The organism is Acinetobacter sp. A1, assembly GCF_012371315.1.
Taxonomy (GTDB): domain Bacteria; phylum Pseudomonadota; class Gammaproteobacteria; order Pseudomonadales; family Moraxellaceae; genus Acinetobacter.
In genome coordinates this window covers 1-20,591 of sequence record NZ_JAAZQY010000001.1, presented here as the reverse complement: position 1 = coordinate 20,591, position 20,591 = coordinate 1, and the positions used below count along the sequence as shown (strand labels likewise).

Annotated in this window: 19 protein-coding genes; 10 read left to right on the top strand and 9 right to left on the bottom strand. The window is 43.3% G+C overall.

Annotated features, from left to right (window positions below; genetic code table 11):
* The 3 genes from rplC to HHA41_RS00085 all read right to left on the bottom strand — a co-directional run bounded on the left by rplC (position 1) and on the right by HHA41_RS00085 (position 2,026).
* Positions 1-639, bottom strand: a complete 639-nt coding sequence (gene rplC, locus HHA41_RS00095) for a 50S ribosomal protein L3 (protein ID WP_168418781.1) — start codon at positions 637-639, stop codon at positions 1-3.
* A gap of 59 nt (positions 640-698) precedes the next feature.
* A complete protein-coding gene (gene rpsJ / locus HHA41_RS00090; protein WP_000070912.1) occupies positions 699-1,010 on the bottom strand; it encodes a 30S ribosomal protein S10 in 312 nt (103 codons plus the stop codon).
* A 278-nt stretch (positions 1,011-1,288) separates the two neighbouring features.
* Complete coding sequence (locus HHA41_RS00085; protein ID WP_168418788.1) at positions 1,289-2,026, bottom strand: type 1 glutamine amidotransferase; 738 nt, start codon at positions 2,024-2,026, stop codon at positions 1,289-1,291.
* 160 nt (positions 2,027-2,186) lie between these two features.
* On the opposite strand from HHA41_RS00085, the gene HHA41_RS00080 reads away from it, so the two are divergent.
* The 6 genes from HHA41_RS00080 to HHA41_RS00055 all read left to right on the top strand — a co-directional run bounded on the left by HHA41_RS00080 (position 2,187) and on the right by HHA41_RS00055 (position 8,647).
* A complete protein-coding gene (locus HHA41_RS00080) occupies positions 2,187-3,380 on the top strand; it encodes a PLP-dependent transferase (RefSeq protein WP_168418782.1) in 1,194 nt (397 codons plus the stop codon).
* A gap of 60 nt (positions 3,381-3,440) precedes the next feature.
* Positions 3,441-5,024, top strand: a complete 1,584-nt coding sequence (locus tag HHA41_RS00075) for a helicase HerA-like domain-containing protein (protein ID WP_168459976.1) — start codon at positions 3,441-3,443, stop codon at positions 5,022-5,024.
* Between the two features lie 239 nt (positions 5,025-5,263).
* Positions 5,264-6,475: an NO-inducible flavohemoprotein gene (gene hmpA / locus HHA41_RS00070; RefSeq protein WP_168418784.1), complete on the top strand. Its 1,212-nt coding sequence runs from the start codon at positions 5,264-5,266 to the stop codon at positions 6,473-6,475.
* A 94-nt stretch (positions 6,476-6,569) separates the two neighbouring features.
* Positions 6,570-7,013 (top strand): Rrf2 family transcriptional regulator, encoded by a 444-nt coding sequence (locus tag HHA41_RS00065; protein WP_168459975.1) that lies wholly within the window; start codon positions 6,570-6,572, stop codon positions 7,011-7,013.
* 123 nt (positions 7,014-7,136) lie between these two features.
* Complete coding sequence (gene yihA, locus HHA41_RS00060; RefSeq protein WP_168459974.1) at positions 7,137-8,039, top strand: ribosome biogenesis GTP-binding protein YihA/YsxC; 903 nt, start codon at positions 7,137-7,139, stop codon at positions 8,037-8,039.
* A gap of 194 nt (positions 8,040-8,233) precedes the next feature.
* Positions 8,234-8,647, top strand: a complete 414-nt coding sequence (locus HHA41_RS00055; protein WP_168459973.1) for a VOC family protein — start codon at positions 8,234-8,236, stop codon at positions 8,645-8,647.
* 53 nt (positions 8,648-8,700) lie between these two features.
* On the opposite strand, the gene HHA41_RS00050 is transcribed toward HHA41_RS00055, so the two are convergent.
* Together HHA41_RS00050 and HHA41_RS00045 are read right to left on the bottom strand one after the other, a co-directional pair.
* Entirely contained in the window at positions 8,701-9,942 is a 1,242-nt protein-coding gene (locus HHA41_RS00050; RefSeq protein WP_168459972.1) for a dicarboxylate/amino acid:cation symporter, read from the bottom strand.
* Positions 9,943-10,100: 158 nt separating this feature from the next.
* Positions 10,101-10,973 (bottom strand): acyl-CoA thioesterase II, encoded by an 873-nt coding sequence (locus HHA41_RS00045; protein ID WP_168459971.1) that lies wholly within the window; start codon positions 10,971-10,973, stop codon positions 10,101-10,103.
* A gap of 291 nt (positions 10,974-11,264) precedes the next feature.
* Between HHA41_RS00045 and plsB the strand changes: the two genes are divergently transcribed.
* Entirely contained in the window at positions 11,265-13,829 is a 2,565-nt protein-coding gene (gene plsB / locus HHA41_RS00040; RefSeq protein WP_168419478.1) for a glycerol-3-phosphate 1-O-acyltransferase PlsB, read from the top strand.
* Between the two features lie 53 nt (positions 13,830-13,882).
* Here the strand turns inward: plsB and HHA41_RS00035 are convergent, their stop codons facing one another.
* The gene (locus tag HHA41_RS00035; protein WP_168459970.1) at positions 13,883-14,704 is read right to left on the bottom strand and encodes an NAD-dependent epimerase/dehydratase family protein; all 822 of its coding nucleotides are present in this window, start codon (positions 14,702-14,704) and stop codon (positions 13,883-13,885) included.
* Between the two features lie 36 nt (positions 14,705-14,740).
* Between HHA41_RS00035 and recG the strand changes: the two genes are divergently transcribed.
* The gene (gene recG / locus HHA41_RS00030) at positions 14,741-16,786 is read left to right on the top strand and encodes an ATP-dependent DNA helicase RecG (RefSeq protein ID WP_168459969.1); all 2,046 of its coding nucleotides are present in this window, start codon (positions 14,741-14,743) and stop codon (positions 16,784-16,786) included.
* Positions 16,787-16,801: 15 nt separating this feature from the next.
* A complete protein-coding gene (locus tag HHA41_RS00025; RefSeq protein ID WP_168459968.1) occupies positions 16,802-17,437 on the top strand; it encodes a phosphoribosyltransferase family protein in 636 nt (211 codons plus the stop codon).
* Between the two features lie 57 nt (positions 17,438-17,494).
* Here the strand turns inward: HHA41_RS00025 and HHA41_RS00020 are convergent, their stop codons facing one another.
* Both HHA41_RS00020 and HHA41_RS00015 read right to left on the bottom strand, forming a co-directional pair.
* Positions 17,495-17,917, bottom strand: a complete 423-nt coding sequence (locus HHA41_RS00020; protein WP_168459967.1) for an NUDIX domain-containing protein — start codon at positions 17,915-17,917, stop codon at positions 17,495-17,497.
* Positions 17,918-17,921: 4 nt separating this feature from the next.
* Positions 17,922-18,527 carry a TIGR00730 family Rossman fold protein gene (locus tag HHA41_RS00015; protein ID WP_168419483.1) on the bottom strand — a complete coding sequence of 202 codons (606 nt, stop codon included), beginning with the start codon at positions 18,525-18,527 and terminating at the stop codon, positions 17,922-17,924.
* Between the two features lie 152 nt (positions 18,528-18,679).
* Between HHA41_RS00015 and HHA41_RS00010 the strand changes: the two genes are divergently transcribed.
* The gene (locus tag HHA41_RS00010; protein WP_168419484.1) at positions 18,680-19,693 is read left to right on the top strand and encodes a magnesium and cobalt transport protein CorA; all 1,014 of its coding nucleotides are present in this window, start codon (positions 18,680-18,682) and stop codon (positions 19,691-19,693) included.
* Between the two features lie 172 nt (positions 19,694-19,865).
* On the opposite strand, the gene HHA41_RS00005 is transcribed toward HHA41_RS00010, so the two are convergent.
* The coding region (locus HHA41_RS00005) for an IS3 family transposase (RefSeq protein ID WP_216075683.1) at positions 19,866-20,591 on the bottom strand (726 nt) is incomplete at its 5' end.

Genomic DNA, 20,591 nt, shown 5'->3' with positions numbered 1-20,591 from the left:
TCAGGCCTTGATCGTAGGACGAACAGTTACGTCGCCACCAGTAGCACCAGGAACCGCACCTTTAACAACTAGAACTGAACGTTCAGCGTCAATAGCAACGATTTCAAGACCCTGTGTAGTTACGCGTTCAGCACCTAAATGGCCAGCCATTTTCTTGCCTTTGAACACGCGACCAGGAGTCTGGTTTTGACCTGTAGAACCTAGAACACGGTGAGAAACAGAGTTACCGTGAGTAGCGTCTTGAGTACGGAAGTTCCAACGCTTAACACCACCTTGGAAGCCCTTACCTTTAGACTGACCAGTAACGTCAACAATTTGACCCACTGCAAACAGATCTACACCGATAGTAGCGCCAACTTCACGACCTTCAAGCTCAGCTTCTGAAACACGGAATTCTTGAACTAAACGACCAGCAGCAACACCCGCTTTAGCGAAGTGACCTTTCTGAGCGTTAGTTACGCGAGATTCGCGACGTTCACCAGTAGTAACCTGAATTGCTTGATAACCATCTGTTTCAAGCGTTTTGATTTGAGTGATGCGGTTAGGATCAACCTCAATCACTGTAACAGGTACAGAAACACCAGCATCTGTAAAGATACGGGTCATACCGCACTTGCGACCGACTAAACCAATAGCCATGTGCATAAACCTCTAAAAAAGCGGCCTAATTAACTTAGAGTGTTAATTAACCGAAAGCCTTAACCCAATGCAATCTGAACATCAACACCAGCTGCTAGATCTAATTTCATCAACGCATCAACAGTTTTATCTGTAGGTTGAACGATGTCGATCAAACGCTTATAAGTACGAATTTCGTACTGGTCACGCGCATCTTTGTTTACGTGTGGTGATGTTAAAACGTTGAAGCGTTCGATGCGAGTTGGCATCGGGATTGGACCACACACTTGTGCGCCAGTACGCTTAGCGGTTTCTACGATTTCTTGAGCAGATTGATCAATCAGACGGTGATCAAAAGACTTCAAACGGATACGAATTCTCTGGTTAGACATACCAGTTAACTCCAAGCCAAATATATAAAGAATCACCCTTGACGCATCTCACCCCACTAATTTAAGGCAAGTGTCAAAGGCAGTGAATTATCACTAAGGTCATGATCGATGCCACGACTGTCACGATGTTAACTACTTTCTTCGCAGTTAACCCCCTTGCATAAAGGGTCGCCCATTATAACGATTGTTTAATGCATAAGCAAATCCCTTTTAGCCTTTATTGCTTTATTTTTCATGTTCTACCAATTATATAATGGATCAATTACAACCATTTGCTTTCAAGTGCTTGTTTGTGCGAGTAAATAATCAATTGCTTGGTTTAGCAATTGATTACCCGGCTGAAACTGACGACTTGTACTACGTTTCAATTCAGCAGCCGCTTGTACATAAGTTCCTGCAAAGATATTTTTCTCAGCATCATTATCTAAAAACAATTGTAGTACCTGTGGGGTGATTTCAGGATGGAACTGAAAACCGAGGACATGGTTGCCTATTTGATAAAGCTGATTGGTACAAACGGGGTTGGTAGCTAAGCGTATAGCACCTTTTGGTAATTCAAAGGTTTCGCCATGCCATTGCATCACCTTAATTTGATCAGGCAGCTCAAAACAGGAAGCAGGTACATCACTGACCTTATACACATCATGCCAACCACGTTCTTGTTCAGGATTACGACTGACTGCTGCGCCAAGTGCATTAGCAATTAATTGCCCACCCAGACACAAACCAATTGCAGGCTTACCCAGAGACAAATAGCGACGAATCCAGCGTTTTTCTATTTTCAACCATGGGAAATTGGCCTCATCGTTTACACTCATGGCGCCGCCCATCACAATCAACAAATCGACATCTTCTACCTGTGGCAAGGCTTCAATTTCGATATTTTGTTCAGGCGGCAAGGCAAAAAATTCTGTTGCACTGATTTGTGCCTGCATCTGCTTTAAATAGGAATAGCAACTTCCGAACCCTTCTCCAGCAATGTGCTGAAAATAATGCACTCTTAATGGCGCTTGCATTTTACTCATCCTTTCTCATGTCTACCCCTGAGCTTCTGCAAAAATAGCGCCAACTTCAACAGTCATGTTGTATTTTTAAACAGTTCCGCTTTTTTATAGCCTAAAGTCTGTGTTTCTCTTAAGCTAAAGCCAATACAGACTGATTTACCTGAGTGAACCTGTGAAAAAAAATGCTCAAACTGCTTTAATTCATGCACCAAGACGTGCCCCACAATATATTTCAAGTGTACAACCTCCCCTATTTCGTGCATCGACCATTATTTTTGAAAATACCAATGCCTTATTCAACCGCCATTGGACCGATGCTTATGACTATAGTTATGGTACACATGGCACACCCACCACCTTTACACTTGGTGATCAGATTGCACAAATAGAAGGCGGGCAAAATTGCTTACTGGCGCCTAGCGGCCTGTCTGCAATCAACTTAGTTAATTCCTGTTTTTTAAGTTATGGCGATGAAGTTTGGGTGGCCGACAATATTTACGGCCCTAACATGGAGCATTTGCGTAATTTAGAGCAGCGTTACGGCATTACAGTTCAGGTGTATAACCCGATTGATGCCACAAGCTTTCAACCCTCTGAAAAAGCCAAACTCATTTGGCTGGAAGCAGCAGGCTCCGTCACACTGGAGTTTCCTGACCTCACCGCTTTAGTCAAAAAAGCCAAGGCACAGAATATCCTCACCGCTTTAGATAATACCTGGGGTGCGGGCTTAGCATTTAATGCTTTCGACTTTGGTGATGAACATTTAAGTGTCGATATCAGCGTGCATGCCTTGACCAAATACCCAAGTGGTGGTGGCGATATTTTAATGGGGTCGGTGGTGACACGCGATCAGCATTTGCATCATCAATTATTCCGTATGCATGCAATTCAAGGCATTTGTGTATCGGGCGATGATGTTGCACAAGTTCAGCGCAGTCTGGCATCTATGCAACTACGCTATGAACATCAAGCACAAAGCTGTATTGAATTGCTGAACTGGTTAAAATTACAACCGCAGTTCGCACAGGTTTTGCACCCTGCCGATGCTACATCTGCTGGTCATACATACTGGAAAGAAATTTGCCGTGCAGGACACAGCGCAGGCTTGGTCAGTGTCATTTTTAAACCTGAATATGATTTAGCCGCTGTACGTCAATTCTGTGATGGATTATCTTTATTTAAACTAGGGTTTAGTTGGGGTGGCCCGCTTAGCTTGGTCATGTTGTACGATTTAAAACCGATGCGCCACCTTGAGCATACGCATTTGGGCCAAGGTATTTTGGTTCGCTTCTGTATAGGCTTGGAGCATCCTGCAGATTTAATTCAAGATATTCAGCAAGCCTTACAGCATTTGCCCAATCCCTAAAAATTAGGTCTGACGTCAATACTTTCAATTTTAATAATAGTGACAGATTAAGGATAAAATATGAGTACAGCCATCGTCATTGCTAAAAAAACTGCCGATGTTCAACAAGATGTGGTTTTACATTCTCAATTTGCCAACCGCCATGGTTTAATTGCAGGGGCAACAGGTACAGGTAAAACTGTCACGCTTAAAGTCTTGGCAGAAAACTTTTCCCGCATTGGCGTGCCTGTATTTTTGGCCGATGCTAAAGGTGATGTATCTAGCCTTGCCAAAGCAGGTAGCAGCAGTCCTAAGTTTGAAGCACGTATTCAAAGCTTAGGCATTGAAAGCATTCCATTTGCGGCATCACCTGTGGTGTTTTGGGACTTATTTGCCGAACAAGGCCACCCGATTCGCACCACCATTTCTGAAATTGGCCCATTATTATTGGCGCAAATGCTGAACTTGAATGACACGCAAGAAGGTGTTTTATCTGCAGTATTTCGTATTGCCGATGATCAGGGCTTATTACTGATTGATTTTAAAGATTTAAAAGCCATGCTGACCTATGTTAGCGAACATGCCAGCGAGTTTAAGGCAGAGTATGGCAACCTCTCTCCTGCCAGTTTAGGCGCGATTCAGCGCAACTTAATGGCTTTGGCAGATCAGGGTGGTGATCAGTTTTTTGGTGAACCGAGTTTAGATATTCTGGATTTTATTCAGACCGATAGTCAGGGACGTGGCAATATTAACGTGCTCGCAGCCGACAAACTCATGAACACCCCTAAACTTTACGCCACTTTTTTATTGTGGATGTTGTCAGAACTGTTTGAGCAATTGCCTGAAGTGGGCGATATGGACAAGCCAAAACTGGTGTTCTTTTTTGATGAAGCACACTTGTTATTTGACAATGCCAGCAAAGCCCTGCAAGAAAAAATCGAGCAAGTAGTACGCCTGATTCGCTCTAAAGGTGTCGGGATTTATTTTGTGACCCAGAACCCGCTAGACCTCCCTGAAAGCGTGTTGGGGCAGTTGGGTAACCGTGTACAACATGCTTTACGTGCTTTCACACCTAAAGATCAAAAAGCAGTGAAAACCGCTGCAGATACTTTCCGTGCCAACCCTGAATTTAAAGTTGAACAAGCCATTACCGAACTGGCGGTTGGCGAAGCCCTGATTAGCTGCTTGGATGAACAAGGCACACCGCAAGTCGTAGAGCGTGCTTGGATTATGCCGCCTTACTCTGCTTTTAGCCCAATTAGCACTGAAGAACGTACAGCCTGCATCAATCAAAGCGTGATTGCAGGCGTGTATGAAAAGCAGCTCGACCGTGAAAGTGCCTACGAGATGTTGCAACAAAAAGTTGAACAACGACAGCAACAAGCTGCAGCGGAAGAGCAAGCCAAAATTGAAGCAAAAGAAGCCGAGGCACGTGCCAAACAAGAAGCCAAAGAAACAGAAGCCTTGGCAAAACAGCAGGCACGTGAACAGGAACGCTTGGCCCGTGAACAGCAAAAAGAAGCAGAACGCGCTGCCAAACAGCGTGAAAAACTGACTCAGGATATTGTGGGAACCTTTGCCAAAAGTGCAGCACGTAGCTTAGGCGGTTCTACTGGGCAGAAAATTGTACGAGGTTTGTTAGGGTCATTATTTGGTAAGAAATAGCATGTTATAAACGATGAGGTTTGTATAAATTTCATTCATGGATGCACCACCCAAAACCTGAATGAACACTTAAAAACCTCTCGCTGTCACATCTACAAACTCCATAAAAACTTTAAAAATTATGGGATATTTTTATAATACATAATTTTTTTAAGGTTTTTCCAAAAATTGGTTGCAATCCTTATTTATAAAATATATTTTAAATACATCTTATAAATAACAGCCATGAGAGATCGAACATGACTCCACAGCAAATTGACCTTGTAAAAGCAACTGTTCCTGTACTGCGTGAAAATGGTGTCGCACTCACAGGTTATTTCTATAATCGCATGTTGGGGAATAATCCTGATCTAAAAGAAACCTTTAACATGGGTCACCAACGTAGTGGTGCGCAGGCTCAAGCGCTTGCAGGTGCTGTATTGGCTTATGCTGAAAATATTGAAGATCCATCTGTACTTGCTCCTGTCATTGAGCTGATTGCCCACAAACACGTGAGCTTAAACATTCAAGCACCTGACTATAATATTGTGGGCGAAAACCTGCTGCATTCTATTAGTGAAGTGTTGAATATTTCGATGGAAGATCCACTGATTGATGCTTGGGCAGCAGCCTACGGTCAATTGGCTGAGGTATTTATTAATGCGGAACGTGCAATCTACGAACAGCATCAACAAACTAAAGGTAGCTGGTTAGGCTGGCGCAACTTTAAAATTGCCAAGAAAGTGGTAGAAAGTGACGAAATCACCTCTATTTACTTCGAGCCAGTAGATGGTGGCGATTTACCAAATTACGAAGCAGGTCAATATATTTCGGTACGTGTGTTTGTAGAAGAACTTGGCTTGAAACAGCCACGTCAATATACGCTTTCAACTAGCCCACAAGCTGACTATTTACGTATTTCAGTCAAACGTGAACCAGGCAATGGCGCAGATCAAGTAGCAGGTTGGGTATCGAACACACTTCATGGCTTACCAGAAGGCGCTGAAGTTGAAGTGTCTGCACCAACAGGTAACTTCTACTTAATTGACAGCAACAAACGTAATGTCTTTATTAGTGGTGGTGTAGGCCTAACGCCAATGATTGCCATGCTGAACCAATTGGTGACTTTGGATGTACCGCAACCTGTAAGCTTTATTCATGCATGCCGCAGCAAACAAGTCCATGCAATGAAACAGCACCTACAAGACATCGCTGCTAAATATCCGCGCATTCATACCTTAACAGCCTATGAATTCCCGAACGAAGGTGATGTATTAGGTCAAGATTATGATGTTGCAGGTCGCCTAGATTTAAGCACAGTAGATGCAGCACTATTACCAGCAGATGCAGACTTCTACCTTTGCGGCCCAATGCCATTTATGGCAGAACAACGTAAAGCCTTGCTTGCTCGTGGTATTAAAGATGAGCAAATCCATAGCGAAGCATTTGGTACAGGTGGTGTGCGCCACTAATCCAAAGCATTAAAAAGCAGATAGGTAAGGCTAGTCTGGTTATGCTAGACTAGCCTTAATTTCTTCATTTTTTTGAAAAAACATCTGTGCGATCATGCAATTAAATAAATTCACCGACTATGCACTGCGTATTTTAATGTATATCTCACGACCACGAGATGTACCCTATACCATTGCGGAAATTGCACAGGATTTGCATGTTTCCCAAAACCATTTGGTTAAAATTGTCCACTTTATGGGCAAGCAGGGCTGGTTGATTACCACTCGTGGTAAAGGCGGTGGAATTCGCCTGCATCCCGATGCAATCCCGTTACGTTTAGGTTATGTGGTCAGAGTTCTACAAGGGGAAAACCAGATTGTAGAATGTAACACCCCACCGTGCGTACTCCGCTCACAGTGTGGACTCAAAGGCATATTGAATCGGGCAATGGAACAGTTTTACCAAAGCCTAGACCAATACAGCCTAGGCGAAGTACTACAACCCACTCAAAATATACAACTCAGCACCCAATCCCCTATTCCGCTGATTCACCTCTAAAAGGTAATCACTGATATTAAGCAAACCTACTCGCTTTTTTAGAGCTTTCAATTCGCAAAGTTCGCTTGCCTGTATGACTTGCTTTATAATGCCTGTTTGTAGACCATGAATTGAAGTTAAGTTATGCACCACAGCAGAGGAAAATCGAAAAACAGTAAGGCAGCGGCACAGCCACGGCAAAAAATCAGCTACGAGAAAAAAGTTGATCCAGCCATTACTGAGTACTCTGTTCGCGCCCTGAACTGGTTGCGGAAAGCTGAGTTCTTAATGAGTGCACCTAAACTCAACCTCTGCGTGGAAGATACAGGCTATGAAATTGCCTTTGCAGGTCGTTCCAATGCAGGTAAATCTAGTGCAATTAATGCCTTAACCAATCAAAAGCAATTGGCTCGTGCCTCTAAAAGACCTGGTCGTACCCAAATGATCAACTTCTTTAGTTTGGGCAACCCTGATCAACGTCTAGTCGATTTGCCCGGTTATGGTTATGCAGCTGTACCTGAAGCCATGAAAATTGTGTGGCAAAAAGAATTGGAAAATTATCTGATTCACCGCAAAAGCTTACAAGGCTTGGTGTTACTTATGGACATTCGCCATCCTTTACAACACTTTGATGTCATGATGCTGGAATGGGCATATTCACGTAAATTATTCGTGCATGTACTCCTCACCAAATCAGACAAGCTCAACCGTGGCCCTGCCAACAAAGCATTGCTTGAAGTAAAACAACAGCTGAAAAAAATGAAATTGGATTTCTCCATTCAACTGTTCTCTTCACTAAACAAACAAGGTTTAGAAGAATTGGCCAGTGTGATGGGTGGACGCTTAAACTTTACTTTAGAGCAAGCACATCACTTTGATTTAGACAGCATTCCAGAAGCCACTGGCGATGATGTTGATGTTGATGTTGATGTTGATGTTGATGTTGATGTTGATGTTGATGTTGATGTTGATGTTGATGTTGATGTTGATCAGTGTGTAGCTGTAGAAGCTAACGATCCAACCACATCTGATGCAGAAATCAAATAATCCATTAAAACCCTGACTAGTGCTTTATAAAATAAAGTCCTATTCGTGCAATATCGAATAGGACATTTTTATTTGTGCTTTCCCTCACGCCTGTCAGTGCCATTTCTTACACCACCAAAGTTGCACTTTACAACACATAAAGAAATACCCTACTGTCAAAGTAATAACAATTACAGTAGATAAGCAGATCAAACATGCGGGCACATATTTCAGTCATTACCCTTGCGGTAGAAGATTTACAACGTGCTCTTGAGTTCTACCGTGACGGTCTAGGGCTTGCCACTGAAGGCATTATTGGTCAGGAATTTGAACAAGGTGCTGTGGTATTTTTTGAACTGCAAGCGGGGCTAAAACTGGCGTTATGGTCTAAACACAGCTTACAGCAGGACATTGGCTTCGCCCCTGCCGAACAAGGCACAGCACAAATCACTCTAGGCCATAATGTACATAGCCCACTTGAAGTAGATCAGGTATTAAAGCAAGCGCAAAATGCAGGTGCAAAAATTTTAAAACCTGCACAGAGCACCTTTTACGGCGGCTATGCAGGTTATTTTCAGGACTTAGATGGTCATATTTGGGAAGTCGTTTATAGCCCTTGCTGGGAATAAACCTTTTACTAAAAATATGTCCCTTTAGTGAAATGTTGCTTAAAGCACAGTATTTAAGAATTTAATGCAGGGTCTTCACGGGTATGCCGATCGACCACCACACTGATCATCATATCGCCCTGCACATTCACCACGGTACGCACGGTATCTAGTAAACGATCTATGGGCAATAAAATTGCAATCGCTTCTGCGGGCAAACCAACCGACTGCAATACCATAATCATGGTCACCATTCCTGCACTAGGAATACCTGGCGCACCGAGTGAGGCAATCATGGCCGTCGCACAGACAATCAGTTGCTGCCCTAAACTTAAATCCAGCCCCATTAAGTTGGCAATAAACAGTGCTGCAGCTGCCTCATACAAGGCCGTTCCATCCATATTTAATTGTGTACCTAGCGGAATCACAAAGCCTGCTGTTTGCGGCCGTACACCTAAATTTTCCTGTGTACATTTCATAGACAGCGGCATGGTGGCCGAACTGGAACTAGTGGCAAAAGCAGTGATCAGCGCCGCACGTGTACCTTTAAAAAAGGTGATCGGATCCATCTTGCCAAAAACCCATAACAGCAAAGGCAACACCACCGCACCATGAAAAATGGTGGTACCTGTCACAACGGCGGCAAACTCTGCCAAACGGCTAAGCACCGAAATATCTTCAGTGGCAACCAACTTGGCCAATAAGGCAAAAATACCAAATGGTGCCAGTTTCATTACCCAGCCAATCATCAACATCATAATTTCAAAAAATTGCTGGCTGAGTTTACGTACCGTTTTAAAGTGCTCACCGCCTTTAACCAACGCCACACCCACCAACAAGGCAAAAATCACCACCGCCAAAACATTGCCTTCAGCAAAAGCTTTAAATGGATTGATTAAGGTGTTTTGAATGAAGTTGGTAAAAAAAGAAGAAGGTGTAAGCGTATCTGGAGTTTGATGCTGCGCCATCGCATCCTGAAACATTACAATATCTACACCTTTGCCGACAGCGAATAAATGCGCACAGGCCAAACCTAGAATTAAAGCCAGCGTAGTAGTGGTAACACAACATGCCAAAGTAATTTTCCAGACTCGACTTAACTGCCCCACGGCTTGTAAATTCGATACCCCGACCACAATCGAGCTAAAAATAAGCGGGATTAACAGCATTTTCAGTAAGCCGATAAAAATACTGCTCACAATGCCTATGCCATACAAACTGGCAGAAAAAAATGCGGTATCAGGAAATAAATTCAGTATAAAACCAAACACCACACCCAAAATTGCGGCAATGAATATTTGTGTATTGAGGCTCATACGCTGTTTAATTTTTTAATGTGATGTGTGGACTATGCCATGCAGCGTGGGTTGAATCGAGAAATATTTTTGAGCACAGCCCAAACGCAATTATATAAGCAATAAAAAACCGACTGCATGACAGTCGGCCAATTAAGGTAAATTTCACTCAAAATGTATTATTGAGTTTCAATTTCACGTAAACGAATCAGACCTTCTTGGCTGGTGCTACACACCAATTCACCATTTTGCCACATGCGCCCAAAGTTCAAACCACGCGAACTGCTGCTAATGGTCGCATCCATGTCATATAACATCCAGTCATCTACACGGAATGGCTTATGGAAATACATGGCATGGTCAATACTGGCACACTGCAAACTTGGCGATAAATAACTTAAACCATGTGGACGCAGTGCCGTCGTCATTAAAGTGAAGTCTGAATAAAATGCGGCAATGGCCTGATGTAAAGAAACTTCATCCACTTCTGGTGCAATCGCATCATGTGTGCGAATGTAGTGCGCATAAACAGGCGCTTCAGGCTGGGGTAAAAAAGGATTGCTCGGGTTAATTGGACGAATTTCAACATGACGATCACGCATAAAACTGGCGCGAACGTTTTCAGGTACAAATTCAACAATATGCTGTTTTAATTCAGCTTCATTTTTTAAAAGTTCAGCGGCGGGATAATTCGGCTCTGAAATTTGATAGTTCAAGCCTTCTTCCAATGGCGCAAACGACACTATTGCCGTAAAAATAGTACGTCCATGCTGAATGGCACGCACCTGACGGCTAGAAAAACTTTTACCATCTCGTAAGCGGTCAACCTCATAAATAATGGGTGCGTTGACATCTCCACCAAACAAGAAATAAGCATGTAAGGAGTGCGCAGGACGATCTGTAGTATAAGAAGCAGCACGCAAAGCCTGTCCTAAAACCTGCCCACCAAAGACGCGCTTGCCTACCAAGTTGCGGCTAATGCCTCGATAGATATTTTCTTCCAACTTTTCTAAACGAAGAAGTTCAACCAATTCTTGCGTAAGTGCGTTCATGACTAACCTTATTTATGGCCAAGCGGCGGGATGTTGCAGCGAAATCGATTCAGAAACTGAACCGTAAAATCTTAGCGCTATTTTGCCATAAATTCTGAGTATTTTACTCATCTAAGACTGACCCTTGTGTCACCCTGAATTACGTTTATTTTGCTAAAAAGACGATTTTTAACGATAAAATCTAACAATATTCATGCAAATTATCTAAAAATGCTGTGCCATTATTAGATACAATGGCGCAAAATAAATTCCCTACCAGCTAGGGACTTGGGTGATGAAGTAGGAGTGAGTATGTCCAAGCGTGGTTTTGGTCAAATGTATCGTCAGCTTTCAGGCAAGCTGCTTGACCTTGTGGTGACACCGCATGTTCTGGGTGAAGTCCCTGTCAAGGATGCAGCAAATGCAGACTCAGATACCTCACGTACTACCATCACCTGTTATGTATTGCAGAACCACTCTCGCAGTAATGCCTTGGTCGTTGATGGTGAAACACGTCGTTTAAAACTCAGCCCTGCGCTGGATCCTTTAGTGATGGGTTCACATAAGGAAAAAGCCTCGATTCTGTTTTTACAGCATCACGATGAAAACAACCTACTCAATCCACCACCTTATGCTTTCCCACCACGCTTGCTGCGTTTAATTGAACAATTAGAACAGCACCCAGAAATTGATATTGAGTTGGTGCCTGTAACCGTGTTGTGGGGACGCTCTCCCGACAAAGAAGATTCATGGTTTAAATTGCTGTTTACCGATACATGGGCAACCCCAGGTACAGTCAAACAATTGATGAATATTGGGGTACATGGTCGTCAGTCTTATTTGGAGTTTCATGAGCCGCAATCTTTACGTGCTTTGATTGAACATGCCAAAACCGAGCATCCCAACCTGTCGCCTGCGACCTTTATTGTCAACACCCTAAATAATTATTTAGATGGGCAGCGTGAAGTCGTACTTGGTCCAGACTTGTCTGACCGTCGCAATGTCATGCTCAGCCTGATCAAGTCTCCCGATGTGCAAGATGCCATCCGTCGTGAAAGTCTACGCAGTAAAATTAGCGTGATTGAAGCTGAGCGTCGTGCGATTGGTTATCTGAACGAAATTGTGTCGGACTACTCGCATGCAGCAGTACGTTTTGCCGATATGGCACTGACCCGCTTATGGACACAATTATACGATGGCGTAGAAGTGCATAATTTCAGCACCGTGCGCGAACTGGCCAAAGATTATGAAATTATCTATACCCCATGTCACCGTAGTCATATCGACTACTTGTTGCTGTCTTATGTGATTTACAAACGAGGCATGATGGTGCCGTACATTGCGGCAGGTGACAACCTAAATATGCCATTTGTCGGGCAATTGCTTCGTGGAGGCGGTGCGTTCTTTATTCGTCGTACCTTCCGTGGCAATGGTTTATATACCACTGTCTTTAAAGAATATTTGTTTAGTATTTTGTCACGCAATACGCCGCTCGAATACTTTATTGAAGGTGGACGTTCACGCACAGGCCGTTTGTTGCCACCTAAAACAGGCATGTTGGCCATGACCATTCATAGTCACTTACGTGGTCGTGCTAAACCGATTGCTTTTGTACCAACCTATATTGGTTATGAACGCCTGATGGAAGGCTCAACCTATGTGGGCGAAATGCAAGGCAAGCCAAAAGAATCTGAATCGCTAATGGGCATTTTAAAAACCATGCGAAAGATTGAACGGATTTTTGGCAAGGTGCATGTCAATTTTGGCGAACCTGTGTTTTTAGATGACGTACTAAAACAACACGATGCAGAACACATCAGCATTGAAAAAAATGATGATCCAATTCCGCCACAAGTTTCAGATGCGGTAAACACATCAGCACATGCGATTTTAGAAAACATTAACCGTGCTGCGGTAATCAACCCTGTCTCATTGCTGTCTTTAATTTTACTGGCGACACCAAAACACACGCTAGATGAAGAAATTTGCGAGAAGCAGTTAGATACTTACCGTAAGCTGCTCACTGCCCTGCCTTATGATGAGCGCACCCAAGTCACTCCATTGTCAGGCAAAGAAATTATTGCCTACGGCTTAAAGCTCAAACTGATTAAACGCGTACAGCACGTATTGGGTGATATTATTGCAATTGCAGATAATCAGGCGGTACTGCTCACCTACTTCCGCAACAACATTTTGCATGCCTTTGTTTTGCCATCATTAATTGCGGCCTTGGTAGAACACAACGGTTCGATTCGTCGTGGCGATCTCATCAATGTCATTCGTACTTTATATCCATTCTTGAAAGCTGAATTGTTCTTAAAATGGCAAGATCAAGAGCTTAAAGAAAAAATTTGTGCCTATGTAGAAGCTCTAATTCAGGCCAAATTGATTTCTGAAGATGCTGAAGGCAATTTAATTTCTCCTGCACCAAACAGTGAAGATCATAACCAGTTGGTGGTCTTAGCTGCACCTGTAATGCAGAGTTTAGAACGTTATTACATGACCTTGGCTTTAATCACACAACGTGGTTCAGGCAATATTTCGGCACGTCAGGTCGAAGAATTGAGCCATTTGGTCGGTCAGCGTTTATCAGTTCTATATGAATTCAACTCACCTGAGTTCTTTGATAAAGCTTTATTCCAAAGCTTTATTAAAGTGCTGACGCAACAGGGTTATATCAGCACCAATAGCGACAATGCGATTGTGTTTGACGACAACTTTAAAAATGTCGCGCAATATGCCAACTTGGTTTTAGATGATGTGACTTTGCAAATGTTACAACACATCACCACCTTCAGTGATGAAGAGTTGCGTGAAGCCTTAGATGCACTGGCTGCACAACAAGCGAAGAAACGTTTGAAACGTAAAAAGAAATAGTTTTTAAAGTTCCTTCTCTTGCACCCTATATGGCGCAAGAGAAGGAGTTTTTATTATTCTATTTCTGCGAATAACTTTGCATAATCCTCCAAGCAATCTACATATTCTAACTGAAATCCTATTTTCTCCATCCGCGTAGCAAAAATCCTTTTCCCCGTTTCCTGCTCACTTTCCAGCACCAACTCAGCTAAAGCACATGCACGCTGAAGTTTTAAAATGATTTCATGCAAAGGCTGTGGCTGATTATTGCTGCAGATATATGATTTTGCAGGATGTTTCACGTGAAGTAAATCTGCCAAGAAACGTACTAAATCATCAATATGAATCCGATTTGACCAATGTATATTGGGGTAACTTTGCGTGCATTCCACAAGTTTGAGCATTCGTGCAACCGAAGTACCATAAATACCTGAAGGGCGCACAATCACACATTGTTCAGGGTAAGCCTGTTGCCACAATTGCTCCATCTGCAACAACAACTGCCCTTGTGCATCACTCGGATTAGGCACCGTATCATCATCTATACATTCACCTGCATTGTCGCCATAGACTCGTGTAGAGGACACCACAATGATTCGTTTTACAGGATGAGCTTTTAAGGCAGCTGCAATCGGCTGCACAGAATCTACATAAGTGTGTTGATACGCCGCTACAGGACTCAAAGCCGTATTTCGTGATGGTGCAAGTAACACATAAACAGCATCAATAGGTTGAATATGTGATAAATCGAGCTGATGAATCTCCTGAACAAGATGCGTCATATCAGGATCTGTTTTCGGACTGCGGCTAATTGTGGTAATTTGATGACCGAGCGTAAATAGTTGTTTTGCAACACGCTGCGATGTTTTACCATAACCAATAAATAGAATATGCATTCAGCACCTAATCATAGCATTTGAAGTTGAGGGGACATGGCTGCAGTCCATCAGTTGCAAGGGGTAGGCTCTGCCTCTGCTGCATTACTCGAAAAACTAAATATTTTCACCACAGATGACTTACTGTTTCATCTACCGCGTGATTATGAAGATCGTAGCACGATCATCCCCATGAACCAATTGAGTGTGGGGCGCAGCTATTTACTCGAAGGTGTGGTCAAAGGAGTGGATTTCCCTCCTGGCAAACGCAAGTCGATGGCAGTCAATTTAGAAGATGAATTTGGCAAAATCACTTTGCGTTTTTATCATATTTATAAAGGTATTACAGACCGTGCCAAACATGGCAATCGTTTAAGAGTATTTGGTGAAGTACGCGTGGGTGCACGTGGTTTGGAAATGTACCATCCCGAACTGCAACTGATTACCGAACATACCCCTCTGCCTAAAACCCAACTGACTGCAATTTACCCAAGTACTGATGGACTGACTCAGGCCAAATTACGCGAATACGTCAAACAAGCTTTGGCACAGCATAGTGATGATTTACCCGAGCTGCTGCCTGAAAAAATGACCAATGGCTATGCGCTCAAGCAGGCATTGGACTATATTCATCATCCGCCCACCGATGCCAATATGCTGCAATTGGCGCAAGGCTCACATCCTGCACAGCAACGCCTGATTTTTGAAGAACTGGTAGCACATCAAGTCAGCTTACTGACCCGCCGCGCCTATATTCAGCAAATTGCCTCGCCTGCATTTTCCCCTAGTCAAAAACTGGCACCTGCTTTACTCAGTAGCATGCCCTTTCAAATGACAGGCGCACAGCAACGGGTTTCACATGAAATTATGCAAGACCTGCAGCGTAATAAACCCATGCTGCGCTTGGTACAGGGCGATGTTGGTGCAGGTAAAACCTTGGTCGCTGCGGTTGCTGCGTGCCATGCCCTAGAAGAAGGCTGGCAAGTTGCACTGATGGCACCAACTGAAATTTTGGCAGAACAACATTATCTCAACTTTAAAAAATGGTTTGAGCCGCTTGGCTTAACTGTGGCATGGCTATCAGGTAAACAAAAAGGCAAGGCACGCGCTGCAGCTGAACTCGCCATTCAGGATGGCAGTGCCAATTTAGTCGTTGGTACACATGCGCTGTTTCAGGACAATGTGCAATTTGCCAAACTGGGTTTGGTGATTATTGACGAACAACACCGTTTTGGGGTCGATCAACGTTTGGCCTTACGCAATAAAGGCGCCAACCACACCACACCGCATCAATTGGTCATGACTGCAACACCTATTCCACGAACATTGGCGATGTCTGCCTATGGTGATTTAGATACCTCTGTCATAGATGAACTGCCGCCAGGACGCACACCTATTCAAACTGTGACTATTCCGCTAGATCGGCGTGAAGAAGTTCTACAGCGCATTGCCAGCAATTGTGCCGAAGGCAAACAAGCTTACTGGGTCTGTACTTTGGTAGAACAGTCTGAAACTTTGGATGCACAAGCGGCTGAAGCCACTTTTGCTGAAATTAAAGAGCGCTTTACTGAGCTGAATATTGGACTGGTACACGGCAAAATGAAAGCCGATGAAAAGCAGGCGGTGATGCAGCAATTTAAAGACAACCAATTGCAGTTACTGATTGCCACCACTGTCATTGAAGTCGGGGTCGATGTACCTAATGCCTCCATTATGGTGATTGAAAATGCCGAGCGCTTAGGGCTTTCACAACTACATCAGTTACGTGGACGGGTTGGACGTGGTGCCAAAGCCAGTTTCTGTGCGCTGCTATATAAAAACCCACTCTCACAAAATGGACAGGAACGTCTACGGATTATGCGTGAAACCAATGACGGTTTTATCATTGCAGAAAAAGATTTAGAACTGCGAGGCCCTGGTGAGTTACTGGGCACCAAACAAACAGGTGCTATGGGCTTTCGAGTCGCTAAATTAGAACGGGATGATCATTTACTGGCACAGGCACATCATGTCGCACAGCAAATTTTAAAAGATTATCCTGAACATGCCGAAGCCTTATTGAAACGCTGGTTGCCTGAAGCACCACGTTATGCCTATGTTTAAATGCAGGATCATGCGATGCGTCTGGATTTAACTGTATTACAACGTGGGCTTGCCTTGTTCAAGCCACTACAACGCTGTCAGTTATGTCATGTAGATGCGCCATGGCAACATGCGGTCTGTCAAACCTGTTGGCAACAACTGCCTTGGCGCAGTCAGCCTGTTCAACGACAAGAAATGCAGATTCAAGTCGCATTTGATTATCTTTATCCCATCAATCGCATGATTCAACAATTCAAATATGAACAACAGTTACAGTACCAACTGCTGTTAGCAGGTGCATTACAGCAATTGCGCTATGACAAAATTCAGGCAATTGTGCCTATGCCTATTTCCACTGCACGCTTGGCCGAACGTGGCTATAACCAATCTTTAGTGCTGGCTAAGTCTTTGGCTAAACATCTAAATGTGCCCATTTGGCAACCTGTGACTCGCTTGCAACAGCATGCACAAAAAGGCTTAAGCCGCTTAGAGCGTCTGGAAGACATTCATCAGCAATTTCAAATTCAGACTGTGCCTAAAATTCGTTATCGTCGGGTTTTAATTGTAGATGATGTGGTCACAACAGGCAGCTCAATTCACGCACTGAAACAGCAATTGCTTAATCTTGGCTGTCATAAGGTCAATGCGGCATGTGTGGCCAGTGCTGAATAAAGTACCTAGTGCTTTAACCCTCAAAGTGACGCCATTCAACAATTAAAAGACACAACCTTACAAGCATTTGCCGTGTGCGAATTGTTGCTTTAACCAAGGCATCACCACCTCACGGGTCAGAGGTGCCAGCAAAGTGTCTTGATCATCTAAATCAACCCACTTCATTTCGGCAATTTCAGCAGCAATTTGAGGTGCTTGATCAATCTGCACCCAATACACATAACTGACTAAACGGCTGTCAGGTTCATTGGCTGTTGCGGTTTCATAACGTCCAATGAATTGTTGAATTTGTGCCTGACAGCCAATTTCTTCCACGATTTCACGCAACATGGTCGTTTCAGGTGCTTCATTGGGTTCTAATTTGCCACCCACCTGCATAAAACAATGGGTATGCCGTTTACGTACCACCAATAACTGCTGTTCAGCATTTAAAATAATCGCCGCCGCAACAGTAATGGTGTGAGGATGAGTTTTATACATGTGCTTACTTGGTCAACTCTTGTTGCAACCATTCCAGTTCAGGTACTTCCCATTTCATTTCAGGAACACGGTACTGCTCAAACTGCTGTAAAATCTGTTCAAAACAATTAGACACAATCAACGCTTCACAAAAACGTGGCTGGGTAAAACCTTTGACTGTAGTCAGTTGTAAAAATTTCAGCAAGTCATCATAAAAACCATCGACATTAAAAAAAGCACACGGTTTAAAATGAATTCCTAGCTGCGCCCAAGTCCATTGTTCAAAAATTTCTTCCAAAGTGCCTGCCCCGCCAGGTAAAGCCACAAAGGCATCTGCCAACTCTGACATTTTAATTTTTCGGGCATGCATGTTTTCTACAATATGTAATTCGGTCAAATGCGGATGCGCCAGCTCATGTTCTGCCAGACTCTCTGGAATCACACCAATGACTCGACCACCTGCCTGCAAAGCACCGTCTGCCACCACACCCATTAAGCCTGAACGTCCACCACCGTAAATCAAGGTTTTGCCCTGCAACGCCAGTGTTTCCCCCACTTTTCGTGCATTTTCAGCAAAAACAGAATCTTTTCCTGGGGCAGAGCCACAGAAAACAGCAATTGACGCAATCATTTTTTCACCATGTTATCTGGCTGTCATGCCATAAAATTAAACTTCAGGGAGATTTTTAAATAAAATAGCATTCTGAGCAGTGTATTTAGTAAGATCCTTGTCTAAAATACACCCATCCACAAAAACCCATACTGCGCGAGGAGAAAAGACGAATGCTTGAAGCCTTTTATGCCACAGAGCGCGGTAGTCTGGAAGATGCCACCATTAATGGTGGTTTCGATTTGCACCCAGATCTGGTCTGGATTGACCTAATTGCCCCTTCACAAGAAGAACAGCAATGGGTACTGGACGCATACTCACAAAATTTACCCACATTAAAGTCTTTGGAAGACATTTCATCTTCGGCCCGATTCTACCGTGATGATGACGGTATTTTACACATTAGTACCTATTTTTTAACTAAAAATAAAAACTATCAGGTCGATGGCGAAACTGAAGACAATTCTAGTATTTTAGCCACAGTACAAACGGTTGCCTTTATTCTGCATAAAGAGCACCTTTTTACCCTACGAGGTGAAAAATTAGTGGCTTTTCGTGCTTTTCGGGCACGGGCACGACGCAATGACTACGAAATTGACTACAAAGACCCGACTTGGGTCTTACTAGGCTTGCTAGAGGCTAAGTTAGACGAGCTTGCGGATATCTTGGAAGATATCCACAAGGACTTAGAAAAGTATTCCACAGAAGTCCTAAATAACCGCCATCGTGAGCAAATTTTAGACCTCGATGACATGATTACCCGACTGGCGCAATTAGAAGATATGCTTGGGAAAGCCCAACTGTGTTTGATTGATTTACGTCGTGTCCTGACCTTCTTGGCACGTCCACGTGCGTTAGGCAGTCATATTTACGATGCAGACATTCGAGAACTCAGTGAAGATGTACGCTCACTGGTCGAACACGATGCTTTCTTATTCCAAAAAGTGCGCTTCTTACTCGACACGACTTCGGGCTTCATTAACACTGAACAGAACGACACCATTCGTCGATTCTCGATTTTACCAAGCATGTTAGCGCCACCAATGCTAGTTGCCAGTGTCTACGGCATGAACACGGATGTATTACCTTTTGCCAAAGGTACCACCAGTTTTATTGTGGTCAGTGTTATTTTAATTGGTTTCTTTATTGGCCCATTGATTTACTTCAGATGGAAAAAATGGATTTGATGCCTTTTATATTTCCTCTCCTTTTAGGAGAGGGTTAGGGAGAGGTTTGCAATTTTTCTTCTCCTTTTAGCAGCGGGTTAGAGAGGTTTACAATCTCTCCTCCCCCCTTTAGTAAAGAAAGGAAATTTGTCTTGTCCTGAAATAGATTGACAGTATTCCACTTCAAACCGAGTTAAGCAATTAGCTCGGTTTTAGTTTGCTCATACGTCTGATTCGGGGTGTTCATATTTAAACTTAAATGTGGTCTATAGCAATTATAAATCATGATAGATTCCGCAATTAAGTGATCTAACTCCTTCATGGTTTGACATCGTGTAGTTAAAAACTCCTGCTTTAATATTCCATTAATCCGCTCTGCTAATGCATTCTGGTAACAGTCTCCTCCATCTGTCATAGAAGGACATACCCCATAATGGCGTAATACCGATTGATATAGTTCAGAGCAATACTGAGAGCCTCTGTCTGAATGGTGAATCATCCTGGCTGCCCGATCTGTCACATGCTGCATCGCCATATGTAGTGCCTGCACAACATTCTCTGCACGCATATCATTCGATAACTTATAACCTTTAATCTGGCGGGTATAAGCATCTGTCACTAAGGATAAATAATGTACGCCTTCAGCACTCTCAACATAGGTAATATCACTGACAAAGACTTCATTGGCTTGCACCGCTGAATAATCCTTTAATAAATTTGGATGCTTCTTCATCCAATGCTTGCTATCCGTAGTTTTTGTATAACGACGCTTGGGGCGAATCAATAAATTATTTTCTTTCAATATTTTAAATAACTGATCCCGCCCACACTTTAAACCACGCTGCAACAATTTGCCTTTAATAAGCCAATACAGCTTACGTGTTCCGATACTTGGCATGAGACAGCGATATTCCATAAC

Coding starts and splice junctions, on each gene's coding strand:
- HHA41_RS00050 (WP_168459972.1), bottom strand. CDS start 9,942: ATGAGCCTCAATACACAAATATTCATTGCCGCAATTTTGGGTGTGGTG.
- HHA41_RS00085 (WP_168418788.1), bottom strand. CDS start 2,026: ATGCAAGCGCCATTAAGAGTGCATTATTTTCAGCACATTGCTGGAGAA.
- HHA41_RS00035 (WP_168459970.1), bottom strand. CDS start 14,704: ATGCATATTCTATTTATTGGTTATGGTAAAACATCGCAGCGTGTTGCA.
- HHA41_RS00065 (WP_168459975.1), top strand. CDS start 6,570: ATGCAATTAAATAAATTCACCGACTATGCACTGCGTATTTTAATGTAT.
- HHA41_RS00055 (WP_168459973.1), top strand. CDS start 8,234: ATGCGGGCACATATTTCAGTCATTACCCTTGCGGTAGAAGATTTACAA.
- HHA41_RS00075 (WP_168459976.1), top strand. CDS start 3,441: ATGAGTACAGCCATCGTCATTGCTAAAAAAACTGCCGATGTTCAACAA.
- yihA (WP_168459974.1), top strand. CDS start 7,137: ATGCACCACAGCAGAGGAAAATCGAAAAACAGTAAGGCAGCGGCACAG.
- HHA41_RS00020 (WP_168459967.1), bottom strand. CDS start 17,917: ATGTATAAAACTCATCCTCACACCATTACTGTTGCGGCGGCGATTATT.
- recG (WP_168459969.1), top strand. CDS start 14,741: ATGGCTGCAGTCCATCAGTTGCAAGGGGTAGGCTCTGCCTCTGCTGCA.
- rplC (WP_168418781.1), bottom strand. CDS start 639: ATGGCTATTGGTTTAGTCGGTCGCAAGTGCGGTATGACCCGTATCTTT.
- HHA41_RS00025 (WP_168459968.1), top strand. CDS start 16,802: ATGCGTCTGGATTTAACTGTATTACAACGTGGGCTTGCCTTGTTCAAG.
- rpsJ (WP_000070912.1), bottom strand. CDS start 1,010: ATGTCTAACCAGAGAATTCGTATCCGTTTGAAGTCTTTTGATCACCGT.
- HHA41_RS00015 (WP_168419483.1), bottom strand. CDS start 18,527: ATGATTGCGTCAATTGCTGTTTTCTGTGGCTCTGCCCCAGGAAAAGAT.
- hmpA (WP_168418784.1), top strand. CDS start 5,264: ATGACTCCACAGCAAATTGACCTTGTAAAAGCAACTGTTCCTGTACTG.
- HHA41_RS00045 (WP_168459971.1), bottom strand. CDS start 10,973: ATGAACGCACTTACGCAAGAATTGGTTGAACTTCTTCGTTTAGAAAAG.
- plsB (WP_168419478.1), top strand. CDS start 11,265: ATGTCCAAGCGTGGTTTTGGTCAAATGTATCGTCAGCTTTCAGGCAAG.
- HHA41_RS00010 (WP_168419484.1), top strand. CDS start 18,680: ATGCTTGAAGCCTTTTATGCCACAGAGCGCGGTAGTCTGGAAGATGCC.